Annotated in this window: 24 protein-coding genes; 8 read left to right on the top strand and 16 right to left on the bottom strand. The window is 72.8% G+C overall.

Translation table 11 applies throughout. The annotated features are described in order from the left end of the window. Positions 1-131: 131 nt before the first annotated feature. On the bottom strand, positions 132-677 hold the full coding sequence (locus tag ABZS77_RS25000) for a TIGR00730 family Rossman fold protein (RefSeq protein WP_354827350.1): 546 nt from the start codon (positions 675-677) through the stop codon (positions 132-134). Then, complete coding sequence (locus tag ABZS77_RS25005) at positions 677-1540, bottom strand: TIGR00730 family Rossman fold protein (RefSeq protein ID WP_354827353.1); 864 nt, start codon at positions 1538-1540, stop codon at positions 677-679. The genes ABZS77_RS25000 and ABZS77_RS25005 overlap by 1 nt, the downstream gene beginning before the upstream one ends. Before the next feature lie 155 nt (positions 1541-1695). Here ABZS77_RS25005 and ABZS77_RS25010 point away from each other — a divergent pair, with 155 nt between their 5' ends. After that, the gene (locus ABZS77_RS25010) at positions 1696-1866 is read left to right on the top strand and encodes a hypothetical protein (protein WP_354827356.1); all 171 of its coding nucleotides are present in this window, start codon (positions 1696-1698) and stop codon (positions 1864-1866) included. A 46-nt stretch (positions 1867-1912) separates the two neighbouring features. Here the strand turns inward: ABZS77_RS25010 and dapE are convergent, their stop codons facing one another. After that, a complete protein-coding gene (gene dapE, locus ABZS77_RS25015; RefSeq protein ID WP_354827358.1) occupies positions 1913-2986 on the bottom strand; it encodes a succinyl-diaminopimelate desuccinylase in 1074 nt (357 codons plus the stop codon). A 78-nt stretch (positions 2987-3064) separates the two neighbouring features. On the opposite strand from dapE, the gene dapD reads away from it, so the two are divergent. Further along, on the top strand, positions 3065-4024 hold the full coding sequence (dapD, locus tag ABZS77_RS25020; RefSeq protein ID WP_354827361.1) for a 2,3,4,5-tetrahydropyridine-2,6-dicarboxylate N-succinyltransferase: 960 nt from the start codon (positions 3065-3067) through the stop codon (positions 4022-4024). A 51-nt stretch (positions 4025-4075) separates the two neighbouring features. Here dapD and ABZS77_RS25025 read toward each other — a convergent pair whose 3' ends face one another. Then, complete coding sequence (locus ABZS77_RS25025; RefSeq protein WP_354827556.1) at positions 4076-7369, bottom strand: S8 family serine peptidase; 3294 nt, start codon at positions 7367-7369, stop codon at positions 4076-4078. A gap of 158 nt (positions 7370-7527) precedes the next feature. On the opposite strand from ABZS77_RS25025, the gene ABZS77_RS25030 reads away from it, so the two are divergent. Together ABZS77_RS25030 and ABZS77_RS25035 are read left to right on the top strand one after the other, a co-directional pair. Further along, positions 7528-8085: a sugar O-acetyltransferase gene (locus ABZS77_RS25030; protein WP_354827364.1), complete on the top strand. Its 558-nt coding sequence runs from the start codon at positions 7528-7530 to the stop codon at positions 8083-8085. Between the two features lie 9 nt (positions 8086-8094). Next, positions 8095-8733, top strand: a complete 639-nt coding sequence (locus ABZS77_RS25035) for a dihydrofolate reductase family protein (RefSeq protein WP_354827366.1) — start codon at positions 8095-8097, stop codon at positions 8731-8733. An 18-nt stretch (positions 8734-8751) separates the two neighbouring features. On the opposite strand, the gene ABZS77_RS25040 is transcribed toward ABZS77_RS25035, so the two are convergent. The 4 genes from ABZS77_RS25040 to ABZS77_RS25055 form a co-directional block, all read right to left on the bottom strand. Then, entirely contained in the window at positions 8752-9399 is a 648-nt protein-coding gene (locus ABZS77_RS25040; RefSeq protein WP_354827369.1) for a nucleoside/nucleotide kinase family protein, read from the bottom strand. After that, a complete protein-coding gene (locus tag ABZS77_RS25045) occupies positions 9399-10037 on the bottom strand; it encodes an SIMPL domain-containing protein (protein WP_354827371.1) in 639 nt (212 codons plus the stop codon). The genes ABZS77_RS25040 and ABZS77_RS25045 overlap by 1 nt, the downstream gene beginning before the upstream one ends. A 9-nt stretch (positions 10038-10046) precedes the next feature. Further along, on the bottom strand, positions 10047-11066 hold the full coding sequence (locus ABZS77_RS25050; protein WP_354827374.1) for a prephenate dehydrogenase/arogenate dehydrogenase family protein: 1020 nt from the start codon (positions 11064-11066) through the stop codon (positions 10047-10049). 96 nt (positions 11067-11162) lie between these two features. Beyond that, positions 11163-12104, bottom strand: a complete 942-nt coding sequence (locus ABZS77_RS25055) for a DUF4034 domain-containing protein (RefSeq protein ID WP_354827376.1) — start codon at positions 12102-12104, stop codon at positions 11163-11165. A gap of 181 nt (positions 12105-12285) precedes the next feature. Here ABZS77_RS25055 and ABZS77_RS25060 point away from each other — a divergent pair, with 181 nt between their 5' ends. Beyond that, positions 12286-14127 carry a M48 family metallopeptidase gene (locus tag ABZS77_RS25060; protein WP_354827379.1) on the top strand — a complete coding sequence of 614 codons (1842 nt, stop codon included), beginning with the start codon at positions 12286-12288 and terminating at the stop codon, positions 14125-14127. A gap of 47 nt (positions 14128-14174) precedes the next feature. Here ABZS77_RS25060 and dapC read toward each other — a convergent pair whose 3' ends face one another. Then, positions 14175-15284, bottom strand: a complete 1110-nt coding sequence (gene dapC, locus ABZS77_RS25065) for a succinyldiaminopimelate transaminase (RefSeq protein WP_354827559.1) — start codon at positions 15282-15284, stop codon at positions 14175-14177. After that, a complete protein-coding gene (gene fdxA, locus ABZS77_RS25070; protein WP_007464872.1) occupies positions 15281-15607 on the bottom strand; it encodes a ferredoxin in 327 nt (108 codons plus the stop codon). The genes dapC and fdxA overlap by 4 nt, the downstream gene beginning before the upstream one ends. Before the next feature lie 79 nt (positions 15608-15686). On the opposite strand from fdxA, the gene ABZS77_RS25075 reads away from it, so the two are divergent. Then, on the top strand, positions 15687-16697 hold the full coding sequence (locus tag ABZS77_RS25075; RefSeq protein ID WP_354827381.1) for a GNAT family N-acetyltransferase: 1011 nt from the start codon (positions 15687-15689) through the stop codon (positions 16695-16697). Between the two features lie 100 nt (positions 16698-16797). On the opposite strand, the gene ABZS77_RS25080 is transcribed toward ABZS77_RS25075, so the two are convergent. From ABZS77_RS25080 to mshB, 3 genes are all read right to left on the bottom strand, one after another. Next, on the bottom strand, positions 16798-17262 hold the full coding sequence (locus ABZS77_RS25080) for a hypothetical protein (RefSeq protein ID WP_354827384.1): 465 nt from the start codon (positions 17260-17262) through the stop codon (positions 16798-16800). An 81-nt stretch (positions 17263-17343) separates the two neighbouring features. Further along, the gene (locus tag ABZS77_RS25085; RefSeq protein ID WP_354827562.1) at positions 17344-17778 is read right to left on the bottom strand and encodes a hypothetical protein; all 435 of its coding nucleotides are present in this window, start codon (positions 17776-17778) and stop codon (positions 17344-17346) included. A 17-nt stretch (positions 17779-17795) separates the two neighbouring features. Next, the gene (mshB, locus tag ABZS77_RS25090; protein WP_354827386.1) at positions 17796-18722 is read right to left on the bottom strand and encodes an N-acetyl-1-D-myo-inositol-2-amino-2-deoxy-alpha-D-glucopyranoside deacetylase; all 927 of its coding nucleotides are present in this window, start codon (positions 18720-18722) and stop codon (positions 17796-17798) included. Between the two features lie 86 nt (positions 18723-18808). On the opposite strand from mshB, the gene ABZS77_RS25095 reads away from it, so the two are divergent. After that, positions 18809-20953, top strand: a complete 2145-nt coding sequence (locus ABZS77_RS25095) for a prolyl oligopeptidase family serine peptidase (protein ID WP_354827389.1) — start codon at positions 18809-18811, stop codon at positions 20951-20953. Positions 20954-21014: 61 nt separating this feature from the next. Here ABZS77_RS25095 and ABZS77_RS25100 read toward each other — a convergent pair whose 3' ends face one another. The 3 genes from ABZS77_RS25100 to ABZS77_RS25110 all read right to left on the bottom strand — a co-directional run bounded on the left by ABZS77_RS25100 (position 21015) and on the right by ABZS77_RS25110 (position 22868). After that, a complete protein-coding gene (locus ABZS77_RS25100; RefSeq protein WP_354827392.1) occupies positions 21015-21500 on the bottom strand; it encodes a MerR family transcriptional regulator in 486 nt (161 codons plus the stop codon). A gap of 9 nt (positions 21501-21509) precedes the next feature. Then, on the bottom strand, positions 21510-22370 hold the full coding sequence (locus tag ABZS77_RS25105) for an SDR family NAD(P)-dependent oxidoreductase (protein ID WP_354827395.1): 861 nt from the start codon (positions 22368-22370) through the stop codon (positions 21510-21512). A gap of 99 nt (positions 22371-22469) precedes the next feature. Continuing rightward, on the bottom strand, positions 22470-22868 hold the full coding sequence (locus ABZS77_RS25110) for a helix-turn-helix domain-containing protein (RefSeq protein WP_354827398.1): 399 nt from the start codon (positions 22866-22868) through the stop codon (positions 22470-22472). Positions 22869-22972: 104 nt separating this feature from the next. On the opposite strand from ABZS77_RS25110, the gene ABZS77_RS25115 reads away from it, so the two are divergent. Further along, the gene (locus tag ABZS77_RS25115) at positions 22973-23875 is read left to right on the top strand and encodes an NADP-dependent oxidoreductase (RefSeq protein WP_354827400.1); all 903 of its coding nucleotides are present in this window, start codon (positions 22973-22975) and stop codon (positions 23873-23875) included. The last annotated feature ends 4 nt before the right edge of the window (positions 23876-23879 follow it).

Below are 23879 nucleotides of genomic sequence, written 5' to 3' on the forward strand. Positions count from 1 at the left end.
CGAACGTGGTGGTCGTGGTGTCGGTGGGCGCGGCGGCGGCCGGCGCGGCGAGAACGCCGACCATCGCGGCGGCGACCGCCCCGGCGAGTGCCGCCAACCTCATGATCGACGGGGAGGGCGCAGGCCCGGGGTCAGGTCAGGGCGGACTCCAGCGCGTCCAGGGCGGCCGGGACCGTCGGGGCCACCGTCAGCAGGCCGAGGCCCGCCGGCTTGAGGAAGTGCTGGTCGGTGACGGTGGTGAGCCAGTCCAGCAGCGGGCGGTAGAAGCCGTCCGCGTCGACGAGCACCATCGGCTTGCGGTGCAGGGCGAGGGTGGCCGTGGTCCAGACCTCGAACAGCTCGTCGAGCGTGCCCAGCCCGCCGGGCAGCGTGAGGAACGCGTCCGACTTCTCGATCATCAACGTCTTGCGGCTGGCCATCGAGTCGGTGACCAGCAGCTCGTCCGAGCCCAGGTCGGCGACCTCCAGGTCGACGAGCGCCTGCGGGATCACCCCGATGGTGCGCCCGCCGGCGGCCCGGGCGCCGTCCGCCAACGCGCCCATCATGCCGACGCAGCCACCGCCGCTCACCAGCGTGTGGCCGCGTCGGGCCAGCTCCGCGCCGGTCTCGGTGGCCAGGTCCAGGAAACGCCTGTCGAGGGTACGGGAGGACGCGCAGAAGACGCAGATCGCCGCCATCAGCCCTCCCGCGAGTGGTCGGCGGCCTGCTCGGCGGCGGCCTGCTGGTCGGCCCCGGTACGGGCGACGGCCTCGTCGCGGACCGCGTCCTGCTCGACCGAGAGCGCCGCCTCGGACTCGACGATGTGCCGGACGGCCGCGTTGACGTCGTCGGTGAGGCAGATCAGGTCCAGGTCGACCGGGCCGATCTTGCCGTCGGCGGCCATCGTGTCGCGCAGCCAGTCGAGCAGCCCCTGCCAGTACGCGACACCCATCAGCACGACCGGGAACCGGGTCACCTTGCCGGTCTGCACAAGCGTGAGCGCCTCGAACAGCTCGTCCATGGTGCCGAAGCCGCCGGGCAGCACGACGAACGCCTGCGCGTACTTGACGAACATCGTCTTGCGGGCGAAGAAGTAACGGAAGTCGATGGCCAGGTCGACCCAGTCGTTGATGCCCTGCTCGAACGGCAGCTCGATGCCGAGCCCGACGGAGAGGCCACCGGCCTCGGTGGCGCCCCGGTTTGCGGCCTCCATCACCCCCGGCCCACCTCCGGTGATCACCGCGTAGCCGGCCCGGGCCAGCGCCCCGCCCACCTGCTCGGCCAGTCGGCACTCGGCGGTGTCCGGGCCGCTGCGCGCGGAGCCGAAGACACTGACCGCCGGTGGCAGGTCGGCGAGGGTGTCGAAACCCTCGACGAACTCGGAGAGGATGCGCAGCGCCCGCCAGGCGTCCCTGGTCTTCCAGTCGCCGCGTCCGCGCGAGTCCAGCAGTCGCTGGTCGGCGGTGCTGCTCGGGATCGCCCCCCGACGCAGCGTCACCGCGCCCCGGTGCCGCTCCTGCGCCGGACCGCGGCTGGCCTCCCGCCCGTTGCTGTCGCTCATGGGGCAACCGTAGTGCTCCACCCGGCGGTTGCTGGGTCGGGTCGCGGACGCCGAGAAATAAGTGCCGATCAAGGGCAACTATTCGGCTCGCTCGTACGTCTTACTATTCACATACCGGGTATGCCCCGGCGCGCGCCTTCGGGGGAGGAGACAGCGTGATCAGCAACAGCGAGATGATCCGGATCCGTCGCCAGATGCAGCGACGGATCCGAGATGTGGTGGCCGAACGCCGCCGCACCCGCCAACAGGACCCGATCCCCCTGCTCGCCCCTCCCGCATCCGGAGCCGATCAAGAGGTTTGCGTCGCCGACAACGGGCCCGGCTGACGCAAACCTCTTGATCACCGGCGCGGTTGGCCGGCGCCGGTCGAGGTCAGGCCGGGGCCAGCCAGCGGTGCAGGGTTGCCGCGCCGTCGCGGATCTTGCTGATCTCGACGTGCTCGTCCGGGTGGTGGGCCAGGTTGGGGTCTCCCGGGCCGAAGTTCAGGGCGGGGATGCCCATCGCCGCGAAACGGGCCACGTCCGTCCAGCCGAGCTTGCCGATCGGCGCCGCGCCAACCGCTGCCAGGAACTCCTTCGCCGGGGCCGCCTCCAACCCGGGCGGGGCACCGGCCACCGAATCCGTGACCACCAGCTCGAAGCCGGCGAAGACCTCCCGCAGGTGCGCCTCCGCCTCAGCGGGGGTGCGGTCCGGGGCGAACCGGTAGTTGACCTCGATCTCACAGCGGTCCGGGACCACGTTGCCGGCCACCCCGCCGTTGATCCGCACCGCGTTCATGCCCTCGCGGTAGTCGCAGCCGTCGATGGTGACCCGCCGGGCCTCGTACGTCTGGAGACGCCGCAGCACCTCACCAGCCGCGTGGATGGCGTTCACGCCGTGCCAGGAGCGCGCCGAGTGGGCCCGTACCCCGGTCGTGGTGACCACCGAGCGCATGGTGCCCTGGCAGCCCGCCTCGACGATGCCGTACGTCGGTTCCAGCAGCACCGCGAAGTCCGCCTCCAGCCACTCCGGGAACGCCTGGGCGACCAGGTTCAACCCGTTGTACCGGGACTCGATCTCCTCCGCCTCGTAGAAGAAGTACGTCACGTCGTACCGCGGGTTCGGCAGGGTCACCGCCAGGTGCAGGGCGTACGCGGTGCCCGACTTCATGTCCGAGGTGCCGCAGCCGTACATCAGGTCGCCGCGCATGGTCGACGGAAAGTTGTTGTTCAGCGGAACGGTGTCCAGGTGCCCGGCCAACACGACGCGCTGCGGCCGACCGAGGTCGGTACGCGCCATCACCGTGTTGCCGTGCCGGTGGGTGCTCAGGTGCGGCACACCGCGCAGGACCTCCTCGACACAGTCGGCGATCGCCTTCTCGTTGAGGGACACGGACTCTATGTCGACGAGAGCGCGGGTCAGCGCCACCGGATCGGCGAGGACCTCGGGGGTCAGCGGGTTCTCCATGGTTCGCACGGTACCTTCAGGTCTGTCAGCGCGAGGAGTGAGCTGAGGCCGGCGCGGCCCAGACCGAGAGGTGTAACAGTGACGTCCGCAGATTCCGCCTGGGGCATCGGCCTGGCCACGGTGACGGCAGACGGGCAGGTGCTCGACACCTGGTACCCGACCGGCAAGCTGGGCCTGGGCGAGCTGCCCCTGGTCGCCGGTGAGGGCGAGTCGGACGTGCTGGACCTGCCGCCGGGTGCGCTCGGCGACCGCGCGCTGCCCGGTCTGCGTACCGTGCAGGTGGTCACCGTGATCGGGTCGCTGGACGACCCGATCAAGGACGCCTCGGACGCGTACCTCCGGTTGCACCTGCTCTCGCACCGCCTGGTGCGACCCAACGCGATCAACCTGGACGGCATCTTCGGCAAGCTGGCGAACGTGGCGTGGACGTCCGCCGGGCCGTGCCCGCCGGAGCGGGTGGACGAGCTGCGGGTGATCGAGCGCGCGGCCGGCCGGCACCTGGCGGTGTACGGGGTGGACAAGTTCCCCCGGATGACCGACTACGTGGTGCCCTCCGGCGTGCGGATCGCCGACGCCGACCGGGTGCGCCTCGGCGCTCACCTGGCCGCCGGCACCACCGTGATGCACGAGGGCTTCGTCAACTTCAACGCCGGCACCGTGGGCACCTCGATGGTCGAGGGGCGCATCGTGCAGGGCGTGCTGGTCGGCGACGGCTCCGACGTCGGCGGTGGCGCCTCGATCATGGGCACGCTCTCCGGTGGCGGCACCGAGAAGGTGAGCATCGGCGAGCGCAGCCTGATCGGTGCGAACGCGGGTGTCGGCATCTCCCTCGGCGACGACTGCGTGGTCGAGGCGGGCTGCTACATCACCGCCGCCTCGAAGATCACCCTGCCGGACGGCCGGGTCGTCAAGGCGCGGGAGCTGTCCGGCGTCGACGGCCTGCTGTTCTGGCGCAACTCGGTGAACGGCGCGCTGGAGGCGAAGCCGCGCACCGGCCGGGGCATCGAGCTGAACGCCGCCCTGCACGCCAACGACTGACGTCCCCGCCGGGTCCGCGGCGCTCGGCCGCGGACCCGGACGGGGTACGCCTCAGCGCAACCGGTACGCCTGGATGATCCGTTGCGTCACCGTGTTGCCGGCGGCGTCCCGGGCGGTGGCCCGCAGGGACGCGTACCCGGGGCCGGCGGGATGCCTGACGGTGGCCGTCCAGCCGTGCCCGCCGTGCCGTACCCGGGCGGGTTGCCAGCTCCGGCCGCCGTCGTAGGAGACGTCCACGCTCAGCCCGGTCAGCCGCGACGCGGGGGCGCCGGGCTGGCGCTGCACCTGCACCGGGATGACCAGGCTCCGGCCGGCCGGAGCCGTGTTGTCCCGGTCGAGCGGTGGCGTGAACCGGATCGCGGACACCGGCAGCTGCCGGTAGTCGTCGCCGGGGACGTGCCCGGACCGGAACGTCCACGCCGCGCCGACCTCGGTGCTGAGGTCGGTGAAGCTCCGCTTCGACGACACCTCCAGGCGGTAGTTCGCGGCGCCGGACGGCACCGTGAACTGGCCGTAGCCCGGGTCCGCCAGCTCGTCGACGAGGACGCCGTCGCGGTAGAGGGCCGTGCGGGCGGCGTCCGGCACCGACCCGCCAGCGTGGCCGTCGGCGTCGCTGTGCAGCGGAACGTCCACCACGATCTCGTCACCGAGGCGGGTGACGCCCTGCTCCGGCCAGCGCGGCGTCGGGAACGACGGCCCGTACGGCGCGCTGTTCCAACTCTCCCGCGTGTGCCGGCCGGCCCGGTACGCCCTCGGTTCGGCGACCAGCACCGCCTTCGTGTCGAGCCACCCCTCCTCGGTGGGCACCCCGAACGTCAGCTCCGAGGACCAGCGCAGACCGTTGGTGTTGTAGTGCTCGACCCGCTGCCCGGGCACCACGGTGGGCAGGACGGTGGCCCAGCCGCCCAGGTCCGGTTCCAGGTGCGGGAAGACCACCCGCTCGGCCGACAACCCGGGATAGCCGCCCCGGAACTGGTGCGTGACGGTGGCCAGGTCCCGGGCGCGGTAGGTCTTGTCGAAGCCGGTCGGCATCCGACCGGGGAACTTCTCGCTGAGCGCGTACAGGTAGGGGCTGACGGCCACCTCGGGCTTGCGCCACTGGCTGCTCACCGTGGCGAAGAACCGTGCGCCGGAGACCGCCCGACCGAGGTGCCCGGTGGACAGCCCGGTGAAGTCCAACGCGAGCAGACCGAAGCCGTACGACCCGTCGTCCGCGCCGAGGAAGATGGCGCTGATGTCCACCAGATCCGGTACGGCCGTCGGCTCCGGAACGCTCGTCCGCACCGGCCGGGCCTTTCGGGCGTCGACGGTGACGGCGGTGTCGGCGGTCACCGCCAGCTCGGGCTGAGCCAGTTGGGCGACCCCGGTGTCCCCGCTGAAGACGAGGCTGGCCAGCCCGTACCGGCCCTTGGGCACGCGGACCTCGTCGGTGCCGTCCGGGTCGTACAGGTCGTAGCTCTCCATGGTGTCGAGCCGGATCAGCGTGGTGATGTGGTCGGTGGCGGCGGCGCCGGTGGCGTCGAGGTGCCGGACGGTGAGCTGGTAGCTCTCCACCTCCCGGTTCACCGCGATCGGGGTGACCGCCACGGCCGTGCCGGAGCGGGCCACGACGCGTCCGGTCCAGTAGCCGTCCGTACCGAGCCGGGTGTCCACGGTGACCGTGGTGCCGGCGGTGCCGCCCGGCGGCACGGTGACCTGGCTCGCGCCCAGGGTGAACATCCCGGCCGGCGCCGGCTGGCCGTCCGGGCCGGTCACCTCGACGGCGAGGTCCAGGGTGAGCGGGTCCGGGCCGTCGTTGCGCCAGTCGACGTTCCGGGTGATCGGTGTGTCGTCGTCGTGCGGCCAGGTGGGTCGACCGAAGGAGACGCTGACCGGGTCGCTCGTCACCCGCTGGGTGATCGCGCGGGCCACGTCGACCCGGCCGGCGCCCTGCTGGAAGGCGGTCTGCTCCGCGTGCGGCTTCGCCGACGCCATCAGGGTCGCCTTGAGCTGCGTCGCCGTCCAGCCGGTGTGCTGCTGGGCGATCAGCGCCACCGCACCGGTGACGTGCGGCGCGGCCATCGAGGTGCCGGAGAGCGCGACGTACCCGTCCCCCACCGGCGTGCCGATCTCCGTGCCGTCGGCGCGGGCGGCGACGATGTCGACCCCGGGTGCGGTGATGTCCGGCTTCAGTCCGCCGTCGCCCACCCGGGGGCCTCGGCTGGAGAAGTCGGCAAGTGCGTCGTCACGGTCCACCGCGCCCACCGTGAGCGCCGCGTCGGCGCTGCCCGGCGAGCCGACCGAGCCGTCGCTGCCGGCGTTGCCCGCGGAGAGGACGAAGAGCGCGCCGGTCTGCGCGGTCAGCGACTCGACGGCCGCCTCCAGCGGGTCGACGTCGGGTGTGTCGCCACCGCCCAGACTCATGTTGATCACGTCGGCGTGCTGGTCGGTGGCTGCCCACTGCATGCCGGCCAGGATCGCCGACTCCATGCAGCCGCCCTCCTCGCAGACCTTGCCGTTGAGCAGCGTGGCGTCCGGGGCGACGCCGTGGTACTTGCCGCCGGAGGCCGCGCCGCTGCCGGCGATGATCGAGGCGACGTGGGTGCCGTGGCCGACCGTGTCACCGGCGTCGGTGTCCTCGGTGAAGTTCCGCGCCTCGGCGACCCGGCCACTCAGGTCGGGGTGGCCGGCGTCGATGCCGGTGTCCAGCACCGCGACGCGTACGCCGCGACCGGTGAAGCCGGCCTGGTAGGCGGCCGGGGCGCCGATCTGCGGCACGCTGTGGTCCAGGGTGGGCTGCCTGCGGGCGTCGAGCCAGATCCGGTCGGCGCCCCCCGCCGTGCCGACCCGGGCACCGGCGCCGGTGAGCGCCGCCCAGACGTTCGTGGCCTGCCGCTTGTCGGCCGTGGCGGCGACCCCGCCGATGGCGGGCAGTTGGGTGGTGACGGTCAGCCCGGCGGGTGCGGCGGCACGCTGGCGCGCACCCGCGTTGCCGGCGACCAGCACCGGCAGGGTGTCCCGACGCGCGTCGTCGTACCCGGCGTCGACCAGCCCGGTCACGTCGAAGAGCCGCCGGTCGACCCGGCCGTCGCGGACCAGCGGCAGGGCGTCCTGCGGCAGCACGGTGAGGTGACCGCGGTCGCGGGTGGTGAGGAAACGCAGATGGGTACGCCCCGGGCCGGGACGGATCGCGGCGGACCCGGACGGGGTGACGGTCACCCGGTCGCCGGTGAGCAGGGTGACGGTGGTCGTGGTGGCGGACGCGCGACGCGGGCTGGCGTCGGCCGGGGTGCTCGTGGGTGGGCTTGCCGCGGCGGTCACCGGAGTGCCGAGCACGAGGGCCAGGGCTGCGGTGGCGGCGGTCATTCTGCTGCGTCGACGCAACGGATCCTCCTTGGTGGAGCGTTGAAATCGGTAGAGACGCATTGACCGCCGCCAGTATTACATACCGGGTATGCAAAAAAGACGGCCAAAATATGACGGACCTGCCAACTGATGCGCGGTTGCCGGGCATCATCGACCGGGTGACCTCCATGAAGGACAGGATGCTCGCCGGCGAGCCCTACCTCGCCGACGATCCCGAGATCATCGCCGACCAGGACCGGGCCGCCCGGCTGATGGAACGCTTCAACACCAGCCCCGCGGCCGATCCGCAGGCGCGACTCGCCGCACTGCGCGACCTCCTCGGCGAGATCGGTGAGGACACCTGGATCCGCCCACCGTTCTACTGCGACTACGGCTGGCAGATCCGGATCGGCCCCCGCAGCTTCGTCAACTACAACGCCGTCTTCCTCGACGTCGCCCGGATCACCCTCGGCGCGGACGTCCAGGTCGGCCCGAACGTCCAACTGCTCACCCCCACCCACCCGGTCGACGCCGGCCCCCGACGGGACAAGTGGGAGGCCGCCAAGCCAATCACCATCGGCGACAACGTGTGGCTCGGCGGCGGCGCGATCGTGCTGGCCGGCGTGACAATCGGTGCGAACACCGTCGTCGGCGCCGGAGCGGTGGTCACCCGCGACCTACCCGCCGACGTGGTCGCGGTCGGCAACCCGGCCCGACCGGTCCGCGAACTCGACTAGGAGACCAGCATGGGCACGATCCACATCGACCTGTTCGCGACACTCGACCTGGTCGCCCAGGCGCCGGGTGGCCCGCAGGAGGACCCGGAAGGCTTCCCGTACGGGGGTTGGCAGGCGCCCCTGTTCGACGAGACGGGCGGCCAACAGGTCGCAGAGGGCATGCGGGGCATGGACGCGCTGCTGCTGGGCCGCAGGACGTACGACATCTTCGCCGGCTACTGGCCCCACCAGGTCGACGGCGTCGACGGCGGCATCGCCACCCTGTTCAACAGCATTCCGAAGTACGTCGCGTCGCGCGGCAACCCGGACCTGGACTGGACCGGCTCCACGCACCTCGGGCCCGACCTGGTGGGCGCGGTGGCCGCGCTGCGGGACAGGCACGAGCACATCCACGTGATCGGCAGCCTGAACCTGGTGCAGACCCTCCTGCACGAGCGTCTCTTCGACCGGCTCAACCTGTGGATCTTTCCCATCGTGCTCGGCGTCGGAAAGAAGGTGTTCGACGGCGGCGCGGTGCCGAGCAACCTGACACTGCTGGAACCACCCGCCACCTCGGGCAAGGGTGCGGTGCTCCTGCGGTACGGGCTCGCCGAGGGAATGCCCACCACCGGGGACATGAGTCGCGAGGACCGGGGCGTCACGGGGTGAACCATCCGGCCGGTCGGGTCAGGGCGCCGGCGGCTCGGAGAGGCGGAGCACCAGGTCGGCGCGGTCGGCGGTGGGGGTGATCAGGGCCGCGTTGGACTCGTCGGTGCCCAACGCCCAGGCCCGCGCGTGCTCCGGTGACCGCCCGAACGCCTCGTGCCGGGCGGTCAGCCGCCGCTGCCGTACCTCGGCGTCCAGGTCGAGGAACCACGCCTCGTGCAGCAGCGACCGGATCTCCTGCCAGGGGAAGTCCGGTAACAGCAGGTAGTTGCCCTCGGTCACCACCAGCCGGACCGACGGCGGCACCTCGATCGCCCCGGCCACCGGATCCTCCAGCTCCCGCCGGAACTCCGGCGCGTACACCGAGGTCGGCTCCAGGCGGCGTAGCCGGCGCAGCAGCGAGACGTACCCGTTGGCGTCGAAGGTGTCCACCGCGCCCTTGCGGTCCGCGCGACCCTGCCGGACCAGCTGCGACTGCGCCAGGTGGAAGCCGTCCATCGGCACCAGCCGGGCGGCCGGCCCCACCTCGGCCACGATCAGCTCGGCGAGGGTGGACTTGCCGGCACCCGGCGCGCCGGCGATGCCGAGCAGTTGTCGCGAACCCGCCTCGGCCAGCGCCGACGCCCGCGCCACCACCTCGTCGACGGACAGCACCCGGGCGGGAGGCATCAGCCCAGAACCGGGGTGCTGATGGTGAAGCGCGCCTGCACGGCGGCCTGCACGGACTGCGGCTGCGGGTCCAACTCCAGTTCCGGTGGCGCGTCACCGCCGGCGAACGCCGCGCGGGCGAACATCGGCCGGTCGGCCGGGCCGGCGTCGGCCAACTCGATCAGCGCGGTGACCTGGGCGCCGAGCGCCTCCGCGTACTCCCGGGCGCGCAGCAGGGCGTCACCGATCGCGGCGTGCCGTGCCTCGCGGTGCGCGGGGCTGTCCGGACGCAGCTCCCACCACGGACCGGCCACCTCGACCTGGTCCTGGTCGGCCAGCCGGAGCATCAGCTCGCCGAGCGCGGTGAAGTCGGTGACGGTGACGGTGGTGGTGACGCTGCCGTGCCAGGCGACCACCCGCTCCCCCGAGCGCCGGGTCTCCGGGCGCACCCGCAGGTCACCGGTCTCCCGCCGGGCCACCACCGGCCCCGCGCCCTCCAGCAGCACCCGCACGGCGGCGGCCCGCTCGGCCAGCCGGGTCAACGTGACCTCCCGGTCCCGATCACGAGCCGTCGCGGTCACCGCGAAGCGCGCCAGCTCGGGCGGCACCTCCCGGTACGCCTCGCCGCGCACCTGCACCACCGGGCCGTCGACCGCCATGCCCTCAGCCTAGTCAGCAGTCGGGCGTCGTGCCGCGTAGGAGACGGTGTCGGCACCGACGCGCACGCCGGTCAGGTGACCGCCGGCCACACCCAACCCGCACAGCCAGGACACCTCGGCGGCGTGGTCACCGTCGAGAGGGAACCGACCCTCGTACGCGCCGAACCGGCGGTCGCGCAGCGCCATCCGGGCGGCCCGCGCCTCGCCGTACCGGTCCGTGAGCGCCGACCCGTCACCGGCGTGCAGCGCGGCGGCCAGGTCGTCCAGGAACGCGGTGACCTCGGCCAACTCACTCAGCACCCGCTGCCGGTTGCCGAGCAGCATGTTGGCGGTCCGTTCGGCCGGAGTCCCGGCGACCCGGGTGCCGTCGGAGAAGCTGCCCGCGGCGAGCGCGAGTATCGCGTCGCGCAGCGGTGCGCGCTGCACGGCGCCGGCCAGCGCTCCGGCGAGCAGGTGCGGCACGTGTGAGGCGAGCGCGGCGGCCGAGTCGTGCTCCGCCGGGGACATCGGCACCACCCGGGCCTCGAAGAGGTCCACCAGCAGCTCGGCCAGCCAGCGGAACGCGGCCGTGGCCGGTCCGGGCGCGGGACAGAGCACCCAGGCGGCGCCGGTCAGCAGATCCGGGCCCGCGGCCGTCAGACCCGCCCGGTCCGTGCCGGCCATCGGATGCCCGGGCACGAACCGGTCCGTCAGGCCACGCGTGGCGGCGAACGCCGCCACCACCTCCTTGGTACTGCCGACGTCGGTCAGCACGCAACGGTCCCCGGTCATCGCCGCCACCTCGACAAGCGTCGCCGGCAGCGTGGGCAGCGGACCGCACAGGAACACCACGTCCCGGTCGGCCACCGCCTCGACCAGCAGGTCCGGAGCGGGTACGCCCATCCGGCGGGCCCGTCGGCGGGTGTCCTCGTCCGGATCCCACCCGGTCACGTCGACGCCTGCGGCGTGCATCCGGAGCAGCACCGAACCACCGATCAGGCCGGTGCCGACCACCGCCGCCCGTACCCGCGCACCGGGACCGTCCACCATCCGCACACCTCGACGTTCCTGCTGGGGTGCGGGGCCGACGCGGCCCCGACCAGGTCCGGCGCCGAGGATATCGCTCGGGGCCGGCCCGCACGCCGGTCAGTCCTCGGCGGCCATCGCGTCGTCACGCCAGGCGACGAACGGGATCACCGGGTCGCTGTTGATGTACTGCCAGGGCCAGTTGGTCACCTGGTCGCCGATCACCTCGAACTGGCCGGCGGCGGAGCGCAGGTCCCCCACCTTCGAGAAGCCCATGGCGAAGGTGTTGTGCACGCTCGCCCAGCCCACCCGACGCCGGTAGTCGGGGTGGCGTACGGAGTGGTCGGCGGCGGCGTTGATCTCCGCGCGTAGCGCGTCGTCGTCCAGGTACTCCTCGTCCTCGCCGACGGGCAGGTCCAGCCACTTCTCCAGGTGCGCGACGACGACCAGGTGGCCCAGCGGAGAACCGGCGGGCGACTTCGCCACCGCCTCCCGGGCGAAGTCGAACATCTCCTCGTGGCTGCCGAACCACTTGTGGCAGCGGTACTGGAGCATCTGCTCGTGCGCGATCCGGTGCCACGGGTGCCGGGCGACCACCTCGGCGAAGCGCCGGTTCGCCTCCTCCCGGTCCACCTGCCGCCCGCGCGCCGAGGTGACCAGGAACGTGCGCGCGGTGGTGTCGTCCGGGTCGCGGTCGGCGACCTCGTCCAGGGAGTTCTCGGCCAACCGCAGCCGCCGCCAGAACTCCTTGAACTGGTCCTGGCTCACCTGCGAGGCCCGGGCGCTGCTGCGGGCCTCCCAGGCCCAGTAGACCGCGTGCGCCCCCCGCACCAGCACCGGCAGCGTCGACCGGGGCTCGGCCTCGACCCACTCGCCGATCCAGTCCTGTATGCCGTCGGTGTTGGCGAGCACCGAGACGTAGAAGGCGTGGTCGTCCGGGTCGGTCACCGGGGTGAGGAGATCACGGACGGCACCCCAGTCCCGGCGCTCACCGGCCTCGCGCAGCGCCCGCGCGGTCGGGTCGCCCTCCGCCGGGTCCACGACCAACGTGGGTACCGCCACCTGCCTGCTGCCACGCCGAAACGGCCACATGCCACGTTTCCTCTCGCCCCGTCGAAGACCCGGCAGATCGTAGATCTTGACAAGGCCGGTCCGGAAGGGGGTTGTCCCCTTCTGATCATCGTCGTACGGTCCGCTCCGCTGCCCGCCGTCTGGATGCGGGCTAACAGCGGGAGGAAATGAAATGTCCGCGACATACCGGGCCCTCGCCTCGGTGGTCATGTTGATCGGCTTCTACGTCGTCGCGCTCCTACAGCTCGCCGCCGTGGTCGCGCTCGGGGTCTGGCTGTACGGCCACACCAACGGGCTCGTCACCGGGAAGCTGCTGCTACCCCTGGTCGTGGCGCTGGGCGCGGTCGCCGCCGGGATGTGGCGCGCGATCCGTACGAAGAACGAGCCGGCACCCGGCCTGATCGTCACCGAGCGCGAGGCGCCGAACCTGTGGGCCACCGTGCGGGAGCTGGCCGACGGGGTCGGCACCCGCGCCCCCGACGAGATCCGGCTCGTGCCCGAGGTGAACGCGGCGGTCGCCGAACAGAGCCGGTTCCTCGGCCTGATCGGCGGACGGCGCACCCTGTATGTCGGCCTGCCGCTGCTCCAGGCGATGCGGATGGACCAGCTGCGTTCGGTGCTCGCCCACGAACTGGGCCACTACTCCGGCAAGCACACCCGCCTCGGCGGCGTCGCGTACCGGGGTCGGCTGGCCATCGCGGAGACGCTGGACCGGATCAGCCCGCGCAACCCGATCGGCTGGGTCTTCAAGGGGTACTCGAAGCTCTACCTGATGGTGGACAACGCCGCGTCGCGGCGGCAGGAGCTGGAGGCCGACCGGTCCTCGGTGCTGCTGGCCGGGCACGACGCCGCGGCCTCCGCGCTGCGTACGCTGCCGGCGCTCGGCGCTGCGTGGGGTTTCTACATGCGCCGGTACGTCGAGCCGGGCTGGTCCGCCGGGCTCGCGCCGGACGACCTCTTCGGCGGCTTCGGCCAGCTGCTGCGGGCCCGCCACGACGAGATGACCGAACTGCGGGAGAACGCCCCCGACCGGGACCCGTCGCCGTGGGACACCCACCCGCCGATCGGTGTCCGGGTCGCCGCGATGGCCGACCTGCCGGCGGGAGCGGTCACCAGTGACGAACGGCCCGCCGCGCTGCTGCTCGCCGACATCGACGCCGCCGGCCGGCAGTTGCAGGCTGTCGTGGTCGAACACGGCAGCCGCCAGGTGCTGCCCTGGCCGCAGTTCACCGCCGCGTCGGTGGCGGCCATGGTGCAGCAGCAGGCGGACGGCATCTACCGGGCCGCGGGGCGGTTCATCGGTGTCGCCACGCCGGGCCTCGCGACCGTGCTGGAGCTGGTCGGCTCCGGGCGGCTGGGCGAGTTCGCCGAGCAGTTCTTCGGCGACGCGACCCGTAAGGAGGCGGCTGCCCGCTTCGCCGGGCCGATGGAGACGCTGCTGGACAACGCGGCGGTCCGCTCCGGTCGGGCCCACTGGCAGCTGTCCTGGTCCGGCCCGGCCCGGCTGGTCGGCCCGGACGGGCAACCGTGGGACCTCGCCGAGATCGCCAAGCTGGCCGTCGCGCCGCAGACCCTGGACGTGGCGCTGGCCCGCCTGGCCGAGCTGGGCGTCGACCCGTCCGGCGCGACGGTGGTGGAGGACCGGGTCTCCGGACGGGACGCCGACCTGATCGGCGCGCTGGCCAACATCAAGGTCGACGGCAGGGCGCACGACGTGCTCATCCTCGACCGGGGGCTGGTCCTGATCGCCGACCCCGGCAAGGCCAGCCAGGGCGAGAAGCGGCTGCGGGCGCTTGTCGACTCGGTGCCGGTCGGGGAGCTGGCGACCGCGCACACCTTCCTGCCGTACGAGGAGGTCGCCTCCGTGGACGTCAAGCGGGAGGTGCCGCTGAAGGCGGAACTGACTCTGCACGACGGTCGGGTGGTCGCCCTGCAGGAGCTGATGGCGAGCGAACTGCTGGAGAAGCAGAGCCGCAACACCCTGCTGCGGGTCTTCGCCCGGATCAACGACTGACGCCGGACGGGCGGTCGACCCACGGGGGTCGGCCGCCCGTAGCGTGGTCAGGCCTGGGCGAGACGGGCCGCGACGGCGGCCACGTGGTCGTCGGACTCGGTGAGCGCGACCCGGACGTGCCGATCGGCGGTGGGGCCGTAGAAGACGCCCGCGGCGACCAGGATGCCCCGGCGGGCCAGCCAGTCGACAGTCTCCCAGCAGTCCTCGTCGCGGGTGAGCCAGAGATAGAGACCGGCCTCCGAGTGCTCGACGGTGAACCCGGCGTTCGTGAAAGCGGCCGTCAGCACCGCACGCCGTGCGCGGTACCGCTCCCGCTGCTCGTCGGCGTGTCGCTCGTCCCCCAGGGCGGCCACCATCGCCGCCTGCACCGGGGCGGGCACGATCATGCCGGCGTGCTTGCGGACCTTCAGCAGCTCGGCGACGAGCGCCGGGTCGCCGGCCACGAACCCGGCCCGGTAGCCGGCCAGGTTGGACCGCTTCGACAGCGAGTGCACGGCGAGCACACCGTCGTACGTGCCGCCGCAGACCTGCGGGGACAGCACCGACACTGGCTCGGCGGACCAGCCGAGCGGCAGGTAGCACTCGTCGCTGGCGACCACCGCGCCCCGCTCCCGGGCCCAGTCGACGACCTTGCGCAGGTGCGCCGCGGGCAGCACCCGACCGGTCGGGTTGCCCGGCGAGTTGACCCAGACCAGACGTACCCGGGAGGTCGGCCCCACCGCGGTTAGCGAGTCGGCGCGGACCACGGTGGCCCCGGCCAGCCGTGCCCCGTCCTCGTATGTGGGGTAGGCGACCGACGGCACGACGACCACGTCGCCGGGGCCGATGCCGAGCAGTGTCGGCAGCCAGGCCACCAGCTCCTTCGAGCCGATGGTCGGCAGCACGCCGAGACCGTCGACGCCGGCGCCACAGGCACGGGCGACCCAGGCGGCGATCGCGTCACGCAGCACCGGGGTGCCGGCGGTCAGCGGATAGCCGGGAGCGTCGGACGCGTCGGCGAGCGCCTGGCGGATCACCTCGGGCACCGGGTCGACAGGCGTACCCATGGAGAGGTTGATCAGGCCCTCCGGATGCGCCGCGGCCAGAGCGGCCGCGGCGTCCAGGGAGTCCCAGGTGAACTCGGGCAGTCGCGACGAGACCGGCGCGGACCGGGTCAGTGGCCCTCGCCGCGCGGCGGCTGCGCGGCGACGAAGGTGGCGTCCTTCTCCACCTTGCCGATCTTCGAGGCACCCCCGGGCGAGCCCAGGTCCTCGAAGAACTCGTAGTTGGCGCCGGTGTAGTCCTTCCACTGCTCGGGGACGTCGTCCTCGTAGAAGATCGCCTCCACCGGGCAGACCGGCTCACAGGCACCACAGTCGACGCACTCGTCGGGGTGGATGTAGAGCATCCGATTGCCCTCGTAAATGCAGTCGACCGGGCACTCCTCGATGCATGCCTTGTCGAGCACATCCACGCACGGCTCGGCGATGATGTAGGTCACCGGTCTTCTCCTCCGCAAGACACGTCGCGATCTCCCGCGACGGTAAGAGCCTAGTATCTCGCCGGGGAGGGGGTCGATCGTGCTCCGACAGCAGGATGTGGGACACCGGATCGTGGTTCGCCGGATTGTGGGGATTCGCGAAGGTCGGCCGCTCTTCTCCGATGCTCTCGGTGAGCTGGTGGAGCTGAGCGAGACTCATCTCACGCTCGCCACGGCGCACGGCCCGCTGCGGGTTCCGGTGACCCAGGTCCATCGCGCCAAGCGGGTCCCTCCGACCCGTCGCCCGACCGCGGCCGCGGTGGTGGCGCTGGAACGCGCCGCGGACGAGGCCTGGCCGGCGCCCACCCGTGGCCGCCTCGGCGACTGGCTGCTGAGGTCGGCCGAGGGCTGGACCGGACGGGCCAACTCGGCGTTGCCGATCGGCGATCCGGACCGCCCGCTGCCGGCCGCCGTGGACGCCGTCGAGCGCTGGTACGCCGAGCAGGGCCAGCCTGCGATGATCAACACACCGCTGCCGCTCGCCGCGCCCGTCGGCGCCGAACTGGACGACCGGGGCTGGGGCAGCCGCCCGCCCACGCTGGTCCAGACCACGCCCCTGCCCCTACCCGCCGGCGTGGCCTCCGCCGCCGACGCCCCCGCCGCCGACCCCTCCGCCGGCGTGGCCCCCGCCGCCGACGCCTCTGCCGGCGTGGCCGTCGAGCTGGCCACGGCGCCGAGCGAGGAGTGGCTGGCCGTCGCCGCCGGCCGCAAGGGCGGCCTCCCGGACGCCGCCCGGCACGTGCTCACCGCCGTGGAGCAGGTCCGCTTCGCCCACGTGTACGCCGACGGCACGCTTGTGGCCACCGGCCGGGGCACGGTGACCGGAGACGACCGCCGCTGGTTGGGCCTCAGCCTCATCGAGGTGCTCCCGGCAGCCCGCCGTCAGGGTTTGGCCCGCCGGGTGATCCACGCGTTGGCCGACTGGGGCGTGTCGTGCGGCGCGTCGCACGCCTTCCTCCAGGTGGAACAGCGCAACACGGCGGCCGTGACGCTCTACCGGACCCTCGGCTTCACCACCCACCACACCTACCTGACCCGCGTAGCCCCCTGACCCACACCCGCGGCGATCTTCCACTCTCTGCCGCGACACAAGGGGTACGTAGCGACTAATCGCCGACCACAGGTGCAAGATCAGCGCGAGGGGTGGGGGGTCAGCGGCGTACCACGCGGCGGGGCTTGGCGGCCTTGACTTCGGCGTAGCGCTTGAGCTGCTTCGACCGGTAGTCCCGGCCGAGCGCGGTGAGCACCAGGTAACCGACCAGGATTCCCGCGCCGGTGGCGAGCAGGTAGAGCCAGATCTGGGCGAAGAACGTGCCCGCGCCGGCGCCGAACGGGTTGTTGCCGACCAGCAGCGGCCCGACCAGCACGGTCAGCGCCATGGCGATCCCCACCACCAGGGCCATGTCTGCGGACCAGGCGGACAACGGCCGGCGGCTGCCCCAGCGGAAGGCCACCACGGCCAGGATCAGACCGATCACCACGAACATCACAAGCGACACCCGGTCGGCGGCGGTGTCGTCACCGTCGAAGCCGAGTTTGATGATCAGCCGGGCGGCCACGTTCGCCGCGAACAACGCTCCCGTGAGCACTCCGACGTCACGCCACCGTCTGTCCATCGCACGACCTCCTGCCGTACGCCCCGTAGCGGGGCCGCATCCCTGGCAGGAATATCTACCACCCGCACCTGGGTGGCGTCATCAGCCGAGCAGGGTGGGCGGCGGGGTGAGGATCTGCCGGAAACCCATCACCGCGAAGGTCATCGCGCCGGCCACGATCATGGCCAGGCCGACCCAGTTGTCGCCGGCCAGCAGCAGGTCGCCCTCGGAGGTCCGTACGGCGGCCACCGCCATCAGGGCGAACCACGGCACGGCGGGCAGCGCCACCGCCCACCGCCGGCCGACCGTCTCGTGCGCGAACCAGCTCAGCACGATGTTCGCGCCGACGGCCAGCAGCACCGACACGCCGACCAGTTGCCCGCCGACGCGGACCGTGGCGAGCAGCAGCTCCAGCACCCCGGTCAGCACACCTGCCACCACCACGACGACCCCGCCGGCGACCCGCAGACCCAGGTCCAGCACGCGTGGCGGCGGCCCCGCCCGCGGCGGGGTGTCCTCGTCCTGCACGACCGACATCGGCGCGGCGGGCAGCGTCACCGGAGACCGGCTGCCGCGACCTGGCGGCGGTCGGCGGTGGACCCGTCGGGCAGACCGGCGAACAGGTCGTCCTCCCAGCCGTACGGGCCGGAGCCCGGCCCCTTCGCACCGACCGCGAGGGTGAAGAACTCCACGCCCATGAACTCGCCCCCGAAGTTGCCGGCGATCGAGTAGAGCCAGGAGGTGGCCGGGATCTGGGTGGCGTGCGCCCGCATCGCGGCCTCCTTGGCGGTGTGCTGGTCGGTGCCGTCGATCCGGGCGGCGATCTGGGCGTCCGGGGTGCCGAAGGGCAGCTCGGACAGATCGTGGATGCCGGCGAACGGGTTGTCCGAGGATTCGGCGAAGTGCGCCATGCCGGCCTCCAGCACGCTGAGCGGCATGGCCGTCCAGTAGACCTTGGCCGGGGCGCAGCCCTCGACGGCGGCCAGCTCGACGGCGCGCATCGCCACCCGGTGTGCCTGGATGTGGTCGGGGTGGCCGTAGAAGCCGTTGGGGTCGTACGTGACGAGCACCTGCGGGCGTACCTCCCGCATGATCTCCACCAGGTGCCCGGCGGCCTCGTCGAGGTCGGCCCGCCAGAAGGCGCGGGGGTGGTCGTTGGTGGCGAGCCCCATCATCCCCGAGTCGCGGTAGCGGCCCGCGCCGCCGAGGAAACGGTGGTCGGTGACGCCGAGCGCCGCGCAGGCGGCGGCCAGCTCGCCGATCCGGTACCCGCCGAGCTGGTCCGCCTCGGCGGCGGCGAGCTGGGCGAGCGCCGGGACGTGGATCTCGCCCTCCTCGCCGAGGGTGCACGTCACCAGCGTCACGTGGGCGCCGGCGGCGGCGTAGTGGGCCATCGTCGAACCGGTGCCGATGGACTCGTCGTCCGGGTGCGCGTGGACCAGCAGCAGGCGGCGGTCGGGCAGCGTCGTCACGACGGTCACTCTAACCGGCGGTTCGGCCCGGCCGGCGCTGACGCGTCCGCCCAGGTCGGCCACATCACCCTCGCCACCGCTCTACGATTTGGCCTGTGGACTTCCCGGAGCTGGCCGCCCGCACCCGCCGGTTCACCCACGGCGCGCCGCGTGCCGTCGCCGTGGCCGAGGACGGCTCCCGGGTGATCTTCCTGCGCTCGGCCGGCCCAGAGGACCCGGCGGACGCGCTGTGGCAGCTCGACGTGGCCAGCGGCGAGGAGCAGCTGGTGGCGGACCCGGCGGCCCTGCTGGGCGGGGGCGACGACCCCCGGGCGCTCTCCCCGGGCGAACGCGCGTTGCGTGAACGGCTGCGGCTCAACGCCGACGGCATCGGGTCGTACGCGCTCGACGCTGCCGGCCGGGTCGCGGTGTTCGCGCTGGCGGGACGCCTCTTCCGGGCCGACCTGGTGCACGGCGACGTGGTGGAGGTGGCCGCCGTCGGCCCGGTGCTCGACCCCCGTCCGGACCCGACCGGGCAACGGCTGGCGTACGTGACGGACGCGGCCGAGGGTGTCCGGCGGGGCGAGCTGCGGGTGATCGAGGCCGACGGCACCGACACCCTGCTGGCCGGCGAGGACGCCGGGGTGAGCTGGGGCCTGGCCGAGCACATCGCGGCGGAGGAGTTCGGCCGGTACCGGGGCTACTGGTGGGCGCCGGACGGCCGCATGGTGCTGGCCGCCCGGGTCGACGAGTCCCGGCTGGAACGGTGGCACCTGCACGACCCGGCCGACCCGGCGAGCCCTCCGACCGCCGTGGCGTATCCCCGGGCGGGCGGGCCGAACGCGGAGGTCAGCCTGCACCTGCTGGACCTGGACGACGGCTGGGTCGACGTGCACTGGGACCGGGAGACGTACCCGTACCTGACCGGGGTGAGCTGGGGCGAGGGCAGCCCGCTGATCACCGTGTTGCGCCGTTCGCAGCAGCACGGGCTGGTGCTCGCCGTGGATCCGCGTACCGGTGAGACGCAGGTGCACGCCGAGCTGGCCGACCCGCGGTGGGTCGAGCCGATCGCCGGCACCCCGGCGCACCTGCCGGACGGTCGGGTGCTGGTCGGCGGGGAGTTGGCCCACGACGGGTACGACGCGCGGTGCCTGTTCGCGGACGGCACCCTGCTCACGCCGCCGTCGCTGTACGTACGGCGGGTGGTGGGTCGGCTGCCGGCCGGCTCCGGACCGGCGGACCTGCTGGTCGAGGCGAGCGACGGCGAGCCGAGCGAGCGGCACCTGTTCCGGGTACGCACCACGATCGGTGGTGGGGTGGACGCCCGCCGGATCACCACCGACTCGGGCTGGCACACCGCCGCCGTGGGCGGGGACGTGCTCGTCATCGGGGTCGCCTCGCTGGACCACGCCGGGGTGCGGTGGACGGTGCGGCGCGGCGACCGGGAGGTGGCCGAGCTGCGGTCGCTTGCCGCCACCCCGCCGTACTCTCCGCTGCCGCTGCTGGAGCGGGTCACCGACCGGCGGTTGCCGGCGGCGGTGCTGTACCCCGACAACCACGTCACGGGCCGGCGGCTGCCGGTGCTGCTGGACATCTACGGCGGGCCGGGGCATCAGGAGGTGGTGACCGCCCGCGCGGCCTGGCTGGAGCGGCAGTGGTGGGCCGACGCCGGGTTCGCGGTGGTCACCATCGACAACCGGGGTACGCCGGGGGTGGCCCCGTCGTTCGAGAAGGCGATCCACCGGCGGGTCGCCGACGTGATCCTCACCGACCAGATCGACGCGCTGACCGCCCTGGCCGGTAAGCATCCCGACCTGGACCTTGACCGGGTGGGGGTGCGTGGCTGGTCGTTCGGCGGCTGGCTGGCCGGGTTGGCGGTGCTCCGACACCCGGAGCTGTTCAAGTGCGGCATCGCCGGCGCCCCGGTGACCGACTGGGCGCTGTACGACACCGCGTACACCGAGCGGTATCTCGGCCTGCCGGAGGACGGCATGGACGTGTACGCGCACCATTCGCTGATCGAGATGGCCGCCGAGCCGGTCACCGGCCCGGAGCAGGCCCGCCCGCTCCTGCTGGTGCACGGGATGGCGGATGACAACGTGGTGGCCGCGCACACGCTGCGACTCTCGGCGGCCCTGCTGGCCTCGGGCCGCCCGCACGCGGTGCTGCCGCTGACCGGCGCCACCCACATGGCCGCGAACGGCACCGCCGAGCGACTGCTCCCGCTGGAACTGGATTTCCTGCGTACGCACCTGCGGTGAACCGAGCCCTCTGTCGAAAGGGCTCCCGGGCGGTACGCGTCGCGTCCTCGGCGGCCGGGCCCTACGGTTCGGTGGCCGCGACGTCCGGTCCGGTGGAGCCGCCGTACGTGGCGATCTTGTATTCGGTCGCCGCGAGGGAGAGGGTCAGTTCACGAATCCGGCGTCGGATGATGTCGCGGTGTTCGAGCAGCATGTCGAGCCGCTCGGGGACCGTGTCCTGCCCGGCGTCCACGAGCGAGATGTAGTGCTGTAGGTCGCGCATCGGCATCCCGGACAGCCGCATCCTGGTGAGGAACACCAGGCGCCGCACCGCCGCGGCGTCGTAGACGCGATGACCGTGGCTGTCCCGGGCCACCTCGATCAGCCCGGCCCGCTCGTAGTAGCGCAGCGTGTGGGGCGTGATGTCGAGGAGGTCGGCGACCTCGGCGATCGTCATCGGCTCGGGGACGTCGGCGAGGTCGCTGAGGCGGTGGATCACCTCGGCCGTCAGCGGGCCGTCATCCCCCACCATGGCCAGGGCCCTGGTCATCAGATCGTCGGTGGCCACGACATCACCCTAGATCGGCCGGACCGACGCGGGGACGCCGTCGAAGTCGGCGCTGCGGGCGGTCTCGGCCCACCGCTCGACCTCGTCCAGACCGCGCCGGTACACGCCCGAGACGCGCTCGACCGCCTCGCGCCCGAGTGGCAGGCGCAGCGGCACCTCGTTGCCGTGTGCGAGGGACACGATGATCTCGGCCGCCCGCCTCGGGTCGCCTTCCTGGCGGCCGTCGGTCCCGGCCATGTCGGCGCGGACGGCGGCGAGCAGGTCACGGTAGGTGTCGGACGCCTCGGTGAATTCGAGGACGTCGGCGGCGTTGAAGTCGGTCCGGAACCGGCTCGGTTCGACGAGCATCACGCGGATCCCGAACGGTGCGACCTCCCCGGCCAGGGCCTCGGACCAGCCTTCGAGGGCGAACTTCGACGCGCAGTAGGCCGACACGCCGGGGAACGCCGTCCGCCCGCCCTGGCTGCTCATCTGCACGATCATCCCGGTGCCCCGGCTGCGCATCGCGGGCAACGCCGCACGCACGAGCGCGGCCGGGCCGAACAGGTGCAGATCCATCAGGTCGCGCAGCTGGGCGTCGCTGACCTCCTCGACCGCTCCGACCACGGCCCGGCCCGCGTTGTTGACGAGGACGTCAAGCTGACCGAAGTGGTCGAGGGTCGCCCGCACGAGCGACGGGGCCGCGGCGACGTTCCGGACGTCGACGGTCGCGGCCAGAAAGCTGTCGGGGTGTCCGGTCGCCAGGTCGGCCACGCTGTCCGGCCGGCGTACCGCCGCCACCACGTGATCGCCCGCGGCGAGCGCCGACTCCGCCAGTGCGCGTCCGAAACCGCGGGACGCACCGGTGATGACCCAGGTCTGTGTCGTCATGGCGGCAAAGCTAGGGCTTTGAGCGCGCGCGAACGCAAACGCGATCCCGCCGCGACGCAGATCCTCCGGTCGGCGTCAGGCACGCTCAGGTCGATGCGCTCAGGGCCGTGCGTCGTACCGGGTCCGGGCTTCGAAGACGCGGTCCATGTGCGTCTCGGCCCAGTTCTTGATCGCGATCATGACCGGGAACAGTTCGTGGCCGAGCGGGGTGAGCGCGTAGTCGACGCGGACCGGCACCGAGGCGGTGACCGTACGGGTGACCAGGCCGTCGCGTTCCAGGGTGCGCAGGGTCTGGGTGAGCATCTTCTGACTGACGCCGGCGATGCGCTGGGCCAGCTCGCCGTGCCGCTGCGGGCCCTCGACGAGCGCGGGGATCACCAACGCGACCCACTTGTCGGTGAGCCTGCTCAGCAACTCACGGGTGGGGCACTGTGCCAGGAACGCGTCGTAGTCGCGTCTGGCCTGTTCGCGGCGTTGCGCTGCGGTCGACGTCGCCATTCTTCCTCCATCGGTGCCCTAGGCACTCCAAGGTACCTACTTACCAACAGTGCCTACGGTTCGTACGGTCGTGGTGATCACGAAACCCCACGGAGGAGAACACGATGCGCGCAGTCAGCTATGCGGAGTTCGGAGGACCCGAGGTCCTGCACGTGGCTGAGGTGCCGGTGCCCGAGCCCGGGCCGGGGCAGGTCCGGGTGCGGGTCGCGGCGTCGGTCGTCCACCCGGTCGACCTGATGGTCCGCTCCGGTCGGTTCCCGGCCCCGTTGCCGACCGGGCTGCCCTACACGCCCGGCTGGGACGTCGCCGGCAGCGTCGACGCGGTCGGCCCGTCGGTCGAGGAGTTCACGATCGGCGACGAGGTCATCGGCTTCTCGCCGTGGCTGCGGACCACCGTCGGCGCCCACGCCGAGTACGTGGTCCTCGACGCCGCCTGGCTGACCTCCGCGCCCGCGAACGTCCCCGCCACCGAGGCGGCGACCCTGCCGACGAACGGCCTCGCCGCCGCCCAGGCCCTCGACCTGCTCGCGCTCCCCGCAGGTTCGACAGTGCTCGTCACCGGTGCCGCCGGGCAGGTCGGCGGGTTCCTTCTGGCGCTGGCCCGGGCGGCGGGTCTGCACGCCACGGGACTCGCCGGACCGGACGACCGTGAGTTCGTCGAGTCGCTGGGCGCGGCGTTCCTGTCGCGCGCCGACGATCCGACGGGGACGTTCGACGCGGTCGTCGACCTGGCGGTGATCGGCTCCTCGCTGCTGGACCTCGTCCGGGACGGCGGCGGCCACGTGGCCGCGTCACCTCCGCTTCGCCTGGAGCCGGTGCGGGGAATCCGGACCTTCGCGCTGGACGTGTCACCGGACGGATCCCGGCTGGGCGAGCTGGTCAAACTCGTCACCAGCGGCGACATCCCGCTCCGGATCGCTGACGTGTACCCCTTCGCCGACGCGGCGGCCGCCCACCACCGGCTGGCCCGCGGCGGCGTACGCGGCGGCGTGGTGCTCGTCCCCTGACGGT

The sequence above is a fragment of the Micromonospora sp. NPDC005298 genome (assembly GCF_040607375.1).
Lineage (GTDB): Bacteria > Actinomycetota > Actinomycetes > Mycobacteriales > Micromonosporaceae > Micromonospora.